Consider the following 14,157-nt stretch of genomic DNA (forward strand, 5'->3'; position numbering starts at 1 on the left):
GCCCCTTATATAAAATACAATCAACTCAACAACGAGTTCGATACCATACAACTCAGGCCAATGCAGTGCAATTAACGATAAAGAGAGCCGCTATTCAAGATGCCATAGTCACAGCCAAAAAGTATTTAGCTCATGAGCTACGTGACCATTTATCCCAAGCCCGCATCAGTGCACAGCTGTGCATATTGGCACTGCTATTTGCTATTTTTGCCTCCTGCGTGATCTTGCTGTTCCGACTCTTACTCGTTTGGGCCAATCATTACACCCAAATACAGGCGCTGGATTTTACGGGGAACGTCGCCGACTGGCGAGCCCTGTTACCCCTTTTAGGTGCAATATTAATTTGGATAGTGGCGAAATTGGGCTCCAAACGCTACAAACGTATGGGAATAGCCTATGTGTTACATAGAGTTAAACTGCATTATGGTAAAATCCCACTGCAATCCGCCGCTGGGCAATTTTTTCAAGCACTCTTTGCCCTAGGCACAAATTTCTCAGTCGGCCGTGAAGGTCCTGCCATTCATCTTGGTGCTGTCAGCGCCAGTTTTCTCGCTGAAAAATTCAATCTTCCCGATAATAGCGTACGCATCATGTGTGCCAGTGGCATTGCAGCAGGGATTGCCGCCACTTTTAACGCGCCCTTAGCGGCGGTGATTTTTGTACTCGAAGTGATAGTTCGTGAATATAAAATCCATTACTTTTTCCCGATTATGCTATCAGCAATTTGTGGCGCAGTTTCAAGCCAACTGGTGTTTGGTAATGTGCACGAATTTGACCGTATTCAAGTGATCCACATTCCCTTAGACCATTACCCTATTCTCGCCATTGGCGGCGTGGTATTAGGCTGCGCCGCGGCACTATTTAATTACTCACTCTTAAAAGTCACCGCAACGGGTCAAAACTGGCCACTCATTTACCGACTATTACTGGCGGGCAGCGTCACCACCTTAATAGGTCTAGTATTGCCACAAGCCCTTGGCACAGGCGATCTCGCTATTGGCGAAGCCATTAGCCAACATCCAAGCCTATTGCTGTTAATCGCCCTGTTATTTGCCAAAACCATCGCCACTATTGCGGCGATTGGCTTAGGTATTCCCGGTGGTTTGATTGGTCCACTTTATGGTATCGGCGCGCTGCTCGGGGCGATTTTGGCGCTGATCAGCGCTATCTTATTCCCGTCCATCGCCCCTTATGTAGGGCTTTACACTGTGATCGGCATGACAGCCATGATGGGCGTGTGTTTAAGCGCGCCGCTGGCCGCCTTAGTCGCCCTGTTAGAAATGACTAATGACGCCAGCATTATTTTACCGGCAATGTTTGTAACAATTCCGGCTTTTTTAATCGCTTATCAGGGTTTTAAGACTGACTCCATTTTCTTTAAGCAATTAGAAATTATGGGACTAGGTTATAAGGTCGCCCCCGTGAATTTAGCACTGCAGAAAAAAGGCGTGCGAGCCTTAATGGATAAACGCTTTGTTATCGTCAATAACAACGATGAATTGTTACTCGAAGTGCTAAAACGCGCCGAAGGTCGCCCTGTGCTAGTCCGCAATGCCGATGGCATTATCGAAATGCTTAGTCTTGAAATGCAATCCTATGATGACAGTACCACGCTATCACGCCATCCCATGCAAGGGCTAAGCGACAGCACCACCCTCAATGAAGTCTATTCACTATTGTCACCCAAACGCTGCGGTGAGGTGTTTATCTATCAAGATACACCAGACAATGTGGTTGGAGTGATCAGTTGGTCGAACCTACAACAGGAGATTCGTTCAGGCCAAGCCTAATATCGCTTAAAAATCTAGCCGCTATTCAACACCTAATTTTGATTCAAAACCTGAGACGGCAGATTAAAAGCTTTGGGCTTCATCGCAAAAATCTAACACAGTGGCAATGTGGCTATTTCGTTGCCCCAGTGCTTCTGCTACAATCGCGCCTCAGCCACCCTACATAACATCAGGGCAGATAAGCGCGATAATGCTGCTTAAAATGCCCCCTAGCAAATTGGAAAACAGGCTGATGAATCAGTTCGAAGGATCTCATATCCTCTCCGTAAACCAGTTAGATCTTGACTCAATCCAAACTATTTTTAATGTCGCTAGCCGCATGATGCCCTATGCACTTCGAGAGAAGCGTAATAATGTGCTCGATGGCGCCATTTTAGGTAACCTGTTTTTCGAACCGAGTACCCGTACCCGCGTGAGTTTTGGCTGTGCCTTTAACTTGCTCGGCGGCCATGTACGTGAAACCACAGGCATGGCTTCATCGTCTTTATCTAAAGGTGAATCCCTGTACGATACGGCGCGGGTGTTATCCACCTATTCTGATGTCATTGCCATGCGCCATCCAGACTCCTACTCGGTAAAAGAGTTTGCAGAAGGCAGCCGCGTCCCAGTGATCAACGGCGGCGATGGTTCGAACGAGCATCCGACCCAAGCCTTGCTCGACTTATACACTATCCAAAAAGAACTCAAGTGTGCTGGCCGCGGTATTGATGGCATGCACATCGCTATGGTCGGCGACTTAAAATTTGGCCGTACTGTGCATTCACTGTCGCGCTTACTCTGCATGTATAAGAACATCAGTTTCACACTGATTTCACCTGCTGAATTAGCTATGCCTGATTATGTGATCTCCGACATTGAAAATGCTGGCCATAGCATCAAAATAACCGACCAACTTGAAGGCCATTTAGATCAAGCAGATATTTTGTATCTCACTCGCATTCAAGAAGAACGCTTCCCTTCACAGGAAGAAGCAAATAAATATCGCGGCAAGTTCCGCTTAAATCGCAGTATTTACACTCAGCATTGCAAATCTAACACTGTCATTATGCATCCGCTTCCAAGGGATTCACGCGCGCAAGCCAATGAGTTAGATAATGATTTAAATAGCCATCCCAATCTCGCCATCTTCAGACAGGCGGATAATGGGCTGTTAATTCGCATGGCTTTGTTTGCATTGACACTCGGCGTTGATAATCAACTCGAAAAATATGAGTGTCCGGTTAATTGGTATTCACGTAAAGCCGATCGCTAATTGGCTACAGACTTTAAGGACTAAACATGACCCGTTCCGAAGCGCTATTTGAACAGGCTAAAAAAACCATCCCCGGCGGCGTTAACTCTCCGGTTCGTGCATTTAATGGTGTAGGCGGTTCGCCCCTGTTTATTGAAAAAGCTAACGGCGCTTATATTTACGATGCCGATGGTAAAGCTTATATCGACTATGTCGGTTCTTGGGGCCCGATGATCCTCGGCCACAACCATCCTAAAATCCGTGCAGCTGTATTAGCAGCAGTAGAAAATGGCTTATCTTTTGGTGCGCCAACTGAGCTTGAAGTGCAAATGGCCGAAAAAGTCATCTCTATGGTGCCTTCTATCGAGCAAGTACGCATGGTGAGTTCAGGCACGGAAGCCACTATGAGTGCTATCCGTTTGGCACGCGGTTTTACCAATCGTGACAAGATCTTAAAATTTGAAGGCTGCTACCACGGCCACGCAGATTGCCTGTTAGTGAAAGCCGGTTCTGGCGCGTTAACGTTAGGTCAACCTAGCTCACCCGGTATTCCTGAAGATTTTGCCAAACACACCTTAACCGCTGTGTATAACGATTTAGATTCAGTTAGAACCCTGTTCGAACAGTATCCAACTGAGATTTCATGCATCATCATAGAGCCCGTTGCTGGCAACATGAACTGTATTCCACCTGTCCCAGGTTTCCTTCAAGGCCTGCGTGATATGTGTGATGAGTTTGGCGCGCTGTTGATTATCGATGAAGTGATGACAGGTTTTCGCGTATCACTAAGTGGTGCTCAAGGTTACTACGGCGTCACACCAGACTTAACCACACTCGGTAAAGTGATTGGTGGCGGTATGCCAGTGGGGGCTTTCGGTGGCCGTAAAGATGTGATGCAATTTATCGCCCCTACGGGTCCGGTTTACCAAGCGGGTACGTTATCGGGTAACCCCATTGCGATGTCAGCGGGTCTGGCACAAATGGAAGCCCTGTGTGAAGAAGGTCTATACGAAGCACTGAGCGCGAAAACCAAACGTATTGCAGAAGGCTTTAAAGCGGCTGCGGATAAGCACGGTATTCCAATGGCGATCAACTATGTTGGTGGCATGTTCGGTTTCTTCTTCACGGAACAACCCGAGATCACTCGTTTCGATCAAGTGACCCAATGCAATATCGAACAGTTCCGTATTTTCTACCACGGCATGCTAGATGAAGGTGTTTACTTGGCGCCAAGTGCCTATGAAGCTGGCTTCCTGTCAATGGCCCATGGCGAAGAAGAGATGCGCTTAACCTTAGAAGCGGCAGATCGCGTATTGGCGAGCATGAAAGCGACGAGCTAAGCCTAAGCTTTAGTATTTAAGCCGTTTAAACATAACAAAGGGACGCCAATGCGTCCCTTTGCTTTTATTCGATTTAGTTAGCTTTGTGTCACTTTAATAACGATCAGACTTTTTAGAACCTAAAGCCGATTTAAATATTATCCCAGCCACCATGAATTGTAAGGTCAAGTGGATATGCTCAATAACGTGCTAAGGCCAACCCATCACGCCCAGCGCAATAAGTTGCTTACCACAATACGTTAACCAAACGAGTGAGCCTAAAAGCAAAAGATTCCGGATAATAAATGTCATTTTCCTCTACTTCAAAAACACAATATCCAGTATTGATACCCAAACAAGCTCAAGACGCAGAATTCTGCGGGACTGAGTGCTAAGAGCACTCAACTTCCGAGCGGGCACTAATTCAAAAGGTAAGCATTAAAAATGCCTGCCTACATAGGCATGACAATTCAGGAATATCGCCCTGAATAAAAATTAATTGAAGAATATGCAAACTAACTGCTTAGACTTTAATCGTAGATCTCACTTTTAACGCGGTAATCAAATCAAACAATACAGTTAATAACGCTGCAATAATCACAAAAACCAATATATAAAACTAATTTACAACCCAAAAGCATGAGATAGACATCACAAAGAAGCATTAAATTGAGTTACAGCTAACAGTTGCGTTCTCTAGCCCATTATGTTCTGATCCGCACGCGCTAACACGGCTAGCTTAATTTAGCCTTGATATGCCCAATCTTTAGGTTGACTCAAGTCGCCCTACGACATCAAAACAGCAGTTGGAATTGCAGTTATGTTAAATACCTTTCTCATCTTACTGGCCGTGCTCGCATTGCTCAGTATTATTTTCGAAGAAGTGACCCACCTTAATAAAGCAAAAACCACCTTATTCTTTGGCTGTATCTCTTGGGTAGCGCTGTTTATGGCTGCAGGGGAACCGGCTAATGAGAAAATCGTTGCCCATCAGCTCAATGAAAATTTGCTCGAGATTGCCACACTTTGGCTCTTTCTGATGTCGACCATGACCTTCGTAGCATATTTGAATGCTAAGGGTATGATCCAAATCATGGTGCAAAAGCTGTTTCCGCAGAAAGTATCAGTGCGTATGTTAATGATCCAAGTCGCCCTGTTTGCACTCGTGCTCTCAGCATTTTGTGATAACGTCACCGCGACTTTAGTGTCTTTAGGTTTATTAACCACCTTTAAACTCGATAAGCAAATGCGCCGTAGAATGGCAGTGTTGATTATCTTCGCGGTGAACTCAGGCGGTGTGGCCCTGATCACTGGCGATGTGACGACACTGATGATCTTCTTAGCTGGACATGTGCATATGTCTGAACTGCTGATGTTATTTATTCCATCGGCCGTGAGCGTGATTTTACTGGCAACCCTGTTCTCACTCAAAGCCGAAGGTGTTGTGAGCACGACGCCAATCAAACATACTTATCAAACCGTTGATGTATTGATTGCCCTCGTCTTCTTCTGCACCATTTTAATGACCATGCTACTCAACATATTGTTTGGTATCCCGCCAGTGTTAACCTTCTTAACGGGTCTATCAATTATGTTCCTGATTGGCCATACCACGCGCAGTGATAAAGAAGAAATCAAGATCCTAGAGTATATTCGCCAAGTTGAATACGACACTCTGTTGTTCTTCTTAGGTATTTTACTGCTCGTTGGAATGCTTAAAGAAATTGGCACCTTAGACATGTTGACTGAAGCTTATACTCAGTTTAATCCAAACATCTCTAACTTCGTCACGGGTATGGGCTCAGCCTTAATTGATAACGTACCGCTAACGGCGGCATTGTTAAAAGCCAATCCAGTACTGAGTACTCCTGAATGGCTTGGCTTGACTTACAGCGTCGGAGTCGGTGGTTCACTGCTGATTATCGGTTCAGCATCAGGTATTGTTGCCATGAGTAAAGTGAAAGAACTGACTTTTGTGAGTTACTTGAAATATGTTCCCGCACTTTTCCTCTGCTACAGCGTCGGTTACGCACTGACCCTATTCTTAGCCAACAGACTGTTTGATTAAGTTGAGATTCACTAAGATCAAAAAAGGCGCCTAGTGCGCCTTTTTTATCAACTACTTATTCATTGTTACCACAAATAACCGCTAGCAGGACTTATCGTAATACCTGATTAGATTGCGGGCACCTTAAACTGGGTTCCTTGAATATCTAACACTATGTCCCTTGGACGAATAGAGATGATTTTCAGCTTACCAGCAATCATATCCCCTTCTTGTAACTCTGCACCGTCTACATTCAGCCATCTCTGGGCAGGGTCGCTGGAATAAACATGAGCAACGATATTAAATTCAGGCACTTGTAATTGCAGACCTGCAGGTAATTGGCCGTATTTCGGAATTTCATCCACAGCAGTTTTGGGGATAGGATCTAATTTAGCTTCAGTGACATTCGTCTCTGCAGCATTAACATATTCCACATCCTTTAATGCATTTTGAAAGGAAGCCACTAACTTATCTTCATCGCGACTTTTATTGGTCTCTAAACCGACATCTTCCGCCGCGGCACTAACTTGCTGACGCAGGGCTTCAAGACTCGCTAGACCCGACTCATTGGCATTAGCACCTAACATCATAGGCTGCTGTGCTTGCGTCTCTGCTGCTGGCACAACCGCTTCCTGACTTGCCGCATCGACTTGGGCTGACGTCGACATATAATCTGCGTAGCTTGAATCACTAAAACCCGAATTGCTATCACTTTGAGCCGGCATGCCAACAGAATTGGTCGTTATATTCGCGCTAGCATTCATTTGAGGCGCATTTGATACTACAGTCTCAGCCTGAAATTGCGGCGATACCGTTAGCTCGGGTAAAGTCTGCGTCCGAGGAAGCGCCACTTTCCCAGCAAGCCGAACACCTGAAGCAGCACTGGGCTCAACTTGGAGCTCAGAGGCAGCTCCTACCGTAGACTGAAGCTCATTTTTAATCGCAGTCGAAGCGGGCAATGATGAAATTGATGGCAGTACGTTAGCCACTGCCACAGTATCACTTTGGGGAGGTCGAGTTTTATCCCAAACGCTTAATCCCCAAGCCACACCAATTCCTGCGGCAACTGCAACGACTAATATAGACAGTTTTCCTATCGGCACACCCGATTTACGTGGCTGTGGATAATTCGCCCTTGGCGTCATCACAGCATCAGGTAACGGTGATTGTTGCTGTTGTTTATTGCGGGTTACGGCATCGAGTAAAATGGACATCAGCTGCGCGCCCCATCATCAGTTAACCGTGGGCCTTGCTGACTTAAATACAAATTTAATCTCACTAATGTTTGATTCCCTGCAATACCATCGGCTTTTAATCCATGCTGACTTTGGAAGGTTTTAAGATCATTTTCCAATTGCACATCAAATTGATTAACCCGACGGGGGCTACGACCATTCACATGGGCTAACGCATTCTCTAACCACTGTAATTGACCAGGACTCGATTTTTGACTGATATCCATCATAGGCAAATTAGGTGCTTGCCATAATATTTCGAAGGTGCCACTGAAATGTTGATTAAACCAAGCTCTATCAACCCAAAGTTGCTGCTCACCCAGTTGCATCAGTAATTGTTCCCCCTCTACCGCAAGCACTGCACCATAAAAATCTTGTTGCTTGTCATCAACCAAATACACGACAGCCGGATAATTAAGCCGAGTCAGTGACATCCAGTTACCCTGCTGTTGATAGCAAGCTAATCCTTGCTCAACCGCCGATTGGCAAGCCGTCAAGCCTTTATAGGGCACTTTGCCCCACACGCTAAACAAACCTGCAAAAGCAGTATCGATATTGCGACTCTGATTAATCGCCTCGTTTAACAGACGTTGATTTGGATCGGGAATGGAAGTCTGACCGCTTGGTTGATTAGTCGGTTTTACTGACTTATCAGCGACGTCTTCCCTGCCCAAGGTTTGAGCATTTAATGACGCCACATTTGTTGGCACAGACTCAGAAACCAAATTGGACGCTGGCGCCGTATTGACTGACTTATCAGTAAATAACCAATAAGACACACCAAACGCAACACATAACGCCACAGCGGTTGCTGTCGGCCACAAATACCTATTTTGAGTCGGTTCTTCTTCACCTAATACTTCAGCCGCAGCTTGCCGCACCATATGATGATCTATGGGTACCCGCGATTGTGCATAGCCTGCCATCAGTGAACGTTCACATAAAAGGTTAATTAATCGAGGGATGCCGCCACTGTATTTCTGCAAAACGTTAACGGCTTTACGGGTGAATAAAGGCTCAAACCGCCCTGCCACTTGCAAACGATGCAGCACATAGAGGGCGATTTCATCTTCATTGAGCGGCAATAAATGATAACGAGCCGTGATCCGCTGGGCTAACTGACGCAATTCTTGGCGCTTCAATAACAGCTGTAATTCCGGCTGACCGATTAAAATCACCTGCAATAACTTCTTAGTGTCCGTCTCCAAATTAGTCAGAAGACGCAATTGCTCCAGCACCTCAGGACGTAAATGCTGTGCTTCATCGATAATGAGCACGGTATTACGACCTTTGCTGTGATTCGCCAATAAAAAACGGCTCAAGTGATCAGTCAATTGCTTGAGTGTAGGATTATCGCCGTAGGAAATCTTAAGCTCATCACAAAGCGTTGCGAGTAATTCAAGCTCAGTTAACGACGGATTAAGGATAAAAGCAGTATCGGTATTGTCGGGCAATTGCCCAAGTAAACAGCGAGATACTGTTGTTTTACCCGTGCCGACTTCCCCAGTTAACAACACAAAGCCGCCCGTTTCCCCTAACCCATAGGTTAAATGGGCTAACGCCTCTCTGTGCCTATCACTCAGAAATAAATAATGGGGATTGGGTGCAATTGAAAAAGGGTTATCGCTGAGTCCGTAAAAGGCCTTGTACATACCACCAATCATCCTAATTTAAAAATAACGCCCCACGTTAAAGCGTCCCAATGTTATTGTCAAAATATCTGCAACATCAATGTGACAGATAAGTGCGCAAATATCTCACGACGACTTTATCCATCATCTTAATGAGCGTGATAAGCTATGTTCATGACACATTAGCCGAATCTTGCCTGTGAAAATATATCTCGTCGGCGGTGCTGTACGTGACAGCCTGCTCAATCTTCCCATTAAAGATAAAGATTACCTCGTCGTTGGAGCAACACCAGAACAAATGCTGCAACAGGGTTACCGCCAAGTGGGTAAAGATTTCCCCGTATTTCTACACCCCAAAAATCAACAAGAATATGCTTTAGCCCGAACCGAACGAAAAATTGGTCTGGGTTATGGTGGTTTTAGCTGCCACGCCAGCCCAGATGTGACTTTAGAGCAAGATTTGTTGCGCCGAGATCTAACCATCAATGCGATCGCCCAAGATGAAAAGGGCAACTTATATGATCCTTTTAATGGTATTGAGGATATTAACGCGCGCCTGTTACGCCATGTGTCGGATGCTTTCGTTGAAGATCCACTGCGAGTGTTACGCGTCGCCCGCTTTGCCGCAAGGTTTCATGCCTTAGGATTTCAAATTGCCGCAGAAACCCTGGCACTGATGCGTCAAATTAGCGCAAGCAATGAGCTTAGCGCTTTAACGGCGGAGCGAGTTTGGCAAGAAGTTGATAAAAGTTTAGGCGGACCTCACCCAGAGGTCTTTTTTGAGGTACTTCACCAATGTGGCGCACTCGAAGTCCTATTCCCTGAAATTCACGCCTTATTTGGCATACCTCAACCTGAAAAATGGCATCCTGAAATAGATACTGGCGTGCATACCTTAATGGTGCTCGCTCAAGCCGCACTGCTCACTGGAGATAAAAGCGTTCGGTTTGCCGCCCTAGTACATGATTTGGGCAAAGCACTGAGCCCAAAAGAGCATTTACCAAAGCATCACGGCCACGGCCAGAAAGGCTTGCCACTCATAAAAGCACTCTGTACACGTTTACGAGTACCGAATGAGGCACGCGATCTGGCGTTGCTCGTCAGCGACCAACATCAGAACGTCCATCAGGCATTCGAGCTCAGAGCCGAAACTATCGTTAAAATATTCGATAAAGCTGACTTTTGGCGTAAACCAGAGCGCTTAACGCAACTTATATTAGCTTGCACCGCAGATATGCGTGGCCGCACAGGATTTGAAAACATCCCATATCCTCAGGGAGAGTATTTAACTCAGTGCTTCACTGTCGCCAATAATGTCGATATTGCCGCCATCATAGCCACTGGTTTCCAAGGCGCAGAGATAAAACAAGCCTTAAATTTACATCGAGTTGAAGCCGTCAGTCAGTTTAAACAAAAAATGCAAACAAAACTGCCGATGGACAACCAGTAGTTTGTAAAGGATTTGTAAGTCGTGCATCACTGCATGGTGAATAATGCCCCATTTTACGATTAGAAATGTCGATATCACATAGAAAAAAAGCTTTTAAAAAAAATTTATATGCCTATAGTGGTTAAACACATTAATATTCGTAGCAAATTAAAATAGCTATGTCATAATTAGGCAGTTTCGCTTACAAAGTAACGAAACATTCAAATCCAACCTATTTTAAGGGATTTTTTACAATGAACAAAAAAGTACTGATGATTGCTGGTTTAGCAATGACTGCCCTACTAGGTGGTTGCGCGAACACTACTGCTCTGGAAGAAAGCGTTGCAACTCTGGGCAACAAAGTTGATCAATTGTCAGCTGATGTTGGTTCTCTGAAATCAGAGCAAAGCAAACTGTCTGCAGACGTTAAAGATGCAAAAGCAGCATCTATGGACGCACAAGCAGAAGCTAAACGCGCAAACGACCGTTTAGACAACGTTGCTTCTCGTTACAAGAAGTAATGAAAGGTAATTTAGCTTACTATTTAGTAAGTTAAGACAAAAGGCTTAAGAAAGATGAAAGCGATAAGCACATTAATCTAAGCCTTTTTTTATACCTGCAACTTAAGATTGCCATGCAAAGAATAGCGAGTGCGGCAATACAAAATCGCTAAATTGATTTTAAACTTCCAAAGGCATGTTAAAGGCGATTCGCCTACCTCCCCCCTAAAAGTTAGCCTTGGCATACTTCTGTATAAACGAGTGCTATCCCTCTTTTAAATAAAGTCGCATTATTAATCTAAACTTCTCGTTTGCGTTTTTAAGCATCCCTAACAATCAGCCTCATTTATCATAAAAAATGTATTTATGGGAAATGAAAGCTATTAATTTAAAGCACAGCTATAGATAAAAAAATCGAGGCTATATGGGAAACAAAGGCAATAAGAAGGTTGTATTTGTCACTGAACAAATAGGCCTAAAGTTAAAAATAATAACACCTTCAGCCTATCCAACATAAAAACAACATAAAAACGTCAAACAGAATCATAGACTTGAGTAATATAGCCTTTTAAAACATCAAAAAAACATCTAACTAAGCCTATGAATTGTCTTAAAATTAACCGCATCGACTGCAAGTTTTAACCTATAGCGATTCACTCACGCGTTTATGTGCTAAGACTAATACATAGTCAATTTCTAGCAACTCAAAATGATTAGCTTGAATATCGTGTTTCATCTTGTCAGTTGCACGCCACGCATAGGGTGCCATATCCAATAACGTTAATGCCTGTTCACCTGTAACTGATAAAGTAAAGCGCAGTGACTGAGTTTCTTTTACCAATAATGCTGAGGGTAAATTCACTTGGAAAGGTTTTTCAGCCAAGTCGGAATAAATATATTCTCTGAGTTGCCATAGATGTCGTGGCCCAGGCATAACCAGTAACATGGTCCCATCGTCTTTCAATACCCTGACAGACTCTTTTCCCTTTAACGGCCTATCAATAACAGTAATAAAATCCACACAATTATCGGCAAAGGGTAATTTTTTAGAAGAGCTTAAACACAAGATCCCAGGAGTCTGCGCTTTTGCTGCAGCAAAAATAGCATTTTCTGCGTCCGCTACACCCACGTACTGGACGTTTCGCGGATTTTCGACCTCTGCCAACTTGGAGGCTAAAGCACGCAAATAGAAGCCCTCAGCGCATTCATAATCCAATAAACAAGCGTCAGGCTTGATAGAGCCGGTGATTATCTCAGTCAATTTATCGATTAAAGGCGAAAAGATGCCTGATTCGAGAAGAAAACGCTTAGCCCTAACTTGCTCGCGCGAATCCCCTGTCGGCTTTTGGCGTTGTGGTTTAGTAAAAACCCAATACCCTTGCTCATTCCGATCAAAGTGATGCTTATTTGCACAATAAAAACCTTGGGAGGCTTTGTGTTGTTTTAACGCAAGTCCGCAGGTTGGACACTGATATTCGAGACCCATATAAAGCTCCAAAATAAGTTAAGCTTCAGAAAAATGAGGAAGCTCCAAAAACAAAAATCGGGTACTTGACCCGATTCTATTATTCATAATTTCACTATGATGACTAAGCTGGAATGACTACAAAAAAATAAATCCACACAGCACAGCACCCAGTGCCAAACGGTAAATAACAAACGGGGTCATTCCCATGCGGCTGATGATTTTCAAGAAATAATGAATACATGCATAAGCTGCAACAAAGGAAATTAAAGTGCCTAAGATCAATGCTTGATAATCAATTGGCAGCGCGCTTTCCGCCAAATCTTTACCCACTAAAATTGCCGCGCCTAAGCTCACAGGCACTGACATTAAGAATGAAAAGCGAGCCGCAGCATCTCGACTCAAACCTAGCATTAGCGCCGCGGTCATAGTGGCACCAGAACGTGAAGTTCCAGGGATTAAAGCAAGCGCCTGGGCGAAACCAATTAACAAGGCTTTGCGCCATCCAGTCTGATAGATTGTTAAATCGCGGCGCGACATCTTATCAGCCCACCACAGCAATAAACCAAAAACGACTGTCGTGACCGCGATAACCTCTGTATTACGTAGGTGAGTTGCAATAAAATCCTTAGCCATAAAACCAAAAAATACAGCGGGTAACGTCGCCAGAATAATCCACCATGCCAGCTTGCTGTCTTCGGATTGCTGACCTTTAAAAATGCTTGCAACCCAAGCATTAAACATAGCCCATAACTCGTGTCTAAAATAAATCACCACAGCAAATAACGACCCAGTATTCACCGCCACGTCGAATGACAAACCTTGATCTTCCCAGCCTAAAAGCTGAGCAGGCAGAATTAAGTGGGCAGAACTAGAAATAGGTAAAAACTCAGTTAGCCCTTGAATAAGCGCTAAAATAATGACCTGAAACGTATCCATGACAATCCTATCAATAAATTAAAACGTCAGCCCTTGGGGCCATTCAAACATCACAGGCCAAAGTCGCTGTGACTCTTTATCATACTCTTGCCACAAACTGGCATAGCTTTTATCAACCAAGGGATGAATCAATTCCGGCGCTAACTCGGCTAATGGCCATAACACAAAGGCATTATTAACTATCTCTGCACGGGGGAGCGTAACGGGCGTTTCACATACCACATGGTCATAAAGCAGCAGGTCTAAATCTAAAGTTCTTGGGCTAAATTTCTTCGCCCCGACAAGCCGACCGTGATTCTGCTCGATTTGCTTAAACTGCGCAACTACCGCAGCAATATTAAGGTCAGTTTCAGCACTAGCAACCATATTCAAAAAGTTAGTGCCACTAAAACCTACCGCTTCACTTTCATACATGGATGAGAGGCGCAGCGGCCCAAAACACGCTCGCAGCGATGTTAATCCTGCTTGCAGATGCTGTTCAGGCTCGATATTGCTACCTAGACTGATATAAATACGTGCCATGCAATGTCCGATTTATCTGAAGATAAACATGATTTCTTAATCAACAGTC

The 14,157-nt window shown here is 44.5% G+C and carries 11 protein-coding genes; 6 read left to right on the top strand and 5 right to left on the bottom strand.

The window, feature by feature from the left end:
- The first annotated feature begins 65 nt into the window (after positions 1-65).
- The 4 genes from L5L91_RS11015 to nhaD all read left to right on the top strand — a co-directional run bounded on the left by L5L91_RS11015 (position 66) and on the right by nhaD (position 6,408).
- The gene (locus tag L5L91_RS11015) at positions 66-1,790 is read left to right on the top strand and encodes a chloride channel protein (RefSeq protein WP_263236520.1); all 1,725 of its coding nucleotides are present in this window, start codon (positions 66-68) and stop codon (positions 1,788-1,790) included.
- A 232-nt stretch (positions 1,791-2,022) separates the two neighbouring features.
- Positions 2,023-3,042, top strand: coding sequence for an aspartate carbamoyltransferase (locus L5L91_RS11020; RefSeq protein WP_105249881.1), 1,020 nt, complete (start codon positions 2,023-2,025; stop codon positions 3,040-3,042).
- Positions 3,043-3,068: 26 nt separating this feature from the next.
- Positions 3,069-4,361: a glutamate-1-semialdehyde 2,1-aminomutase gene (gene hemL / locus L5L91_RS11025; RefSeq protein WP_263236522.1), complete on the top strand. Its 1,293-nt coding sequence runs from the start codon at positions 3,069-3,071 to the stop codon at positions 4,359-4,361.
- Between the two features lie 799 nt (positions 4,362-5,160).
- Positions 5,161-6,408, top strand: coding sequence for a sodium:proton antiporter NhaD (nhaD, locus tag L5L91_RS11030; protein WP_028760859.1), 1,248 nt, complete (start codon positions 5,161-5,163; stop codon positions 6,406-6,408).
- A gap of 107 nt (positions 6,409-6,515) precedes the next feature.
- Here the strand turns inward: nhaD and L5L91_RS11035 are convergent, their stop codons facing one another.
- Positions 6,516-7,601 carry a general secretion pathway protein GspB gene (locus L5L91_RS11035; RefSeq protein WP_263160847.1) on the bottom strand — a complete coding sequence of 362 codons (1,086 nt, stop codon included), beginning with the start codon at positions 7,599-7,601 and terminating at the stop codon, positions 6,516-6,518.
- Positions 7,601-9,274, bottom strand: coding sequence for an ExeA family protein (locus tag L5L91_RS11040; protein WP_263160849.1), 1,674 nt, complete (start codon positions 9,272-9,274; stop codon positions 7,601-7,603). The genes L5L91_RS11035 and L5L91_RS11040 overlap by 1 nt, the downstream gene beginning before the upstream one ends.
- A gap of 178 nt (positions 9,275-9,452) precedes the next feature.
- Here L5L91_RS11040 and L5L91_RS11045 point away from each other — a divergent pair, with 178 nt between their 5' ends.
- On the top strand, positions 9,453-10,703 hold the full coding sequence (locus L5L91_RS11045) for a multifunctional CCA addition/repair protein (RefSeq protein ID WP_263236523.1): 1,251 nt from the start codon (positions 9,453-9,455) through the stop codon (positions 10,701-10,703).
- A 233-nt stretch (positions 10,704-10,936) separates the two neighbouring features.
- The gene (locus L5L91_RS11050) at positions 10,937-11,203 is read left to right on the top strand and encodes an Lpp/OprI family alanine-zipper lipoprotein (protein WP_006080732.1); all 267 of its coding nucleotides are present in this window, start codon (positions 10,937-10,939) and stop codon (positions 11,201-11,203) included.
- 622 nt (positions 11,204-11,825) lie between these two features.
- Here L5L91_RS11050 and L5L91_RS11055 read toward each other — a convergent pair.
- From L5L91_RS11055 to folK, 3 genes are all read right to left on the bottom strand, one after another.
- Positions 11,826-12,668 carry a putative RNA methyltransferase gene (locus tag L5L91_RS11055; protein ID WP_131523060.1) on the bottom strand — a complete coding sequence of 281 codons (843 nt, stop codon included), beginning with the start codon at positions 12,666-12,668 and terminating at the stop codon, positions 11,826-11,828.
- Positions 12,669-12,785: 117 nt separating this feature from the next.
- Positions 12,786-13,586, bottom strand: coding sequence for an undecaprenyl-diphosphate phosphatase (locus L5L91_RS11060; RefSeq protein ID WP_028760864.1), 801 nt, complete (start codon positions 13,584-13,586; stop codon positions 12,786-12,788).
- 18 nt (positions 13,587-13,604) lie between these two features.
- On the bottom strand, positions 13,605-14,108 hold the full coding sequence (folK, locus tag L5L91_RS11065) for a 2-amino-4-hydroxy-6-hydroxymethyldihydropteridine diphosphokinase (RefSeq protein WP_105249888.1): 504 nt from the start codon (positions 14,106-14,108) through the stop codon (positions 13,605-13,607).
- Positions 14,109-14,157 lie beyond the last annotated feature (49 nt).

It is taken from the genome of Shewanella sp. SM55, from assembly GCF_025654025.1.
GTDB lineage: Bacteria > Pseudomonadota > Gammaproteobacteria > Enterobacterales > Shewanellaceae > Shewanella > Shewanella oncorhynchi.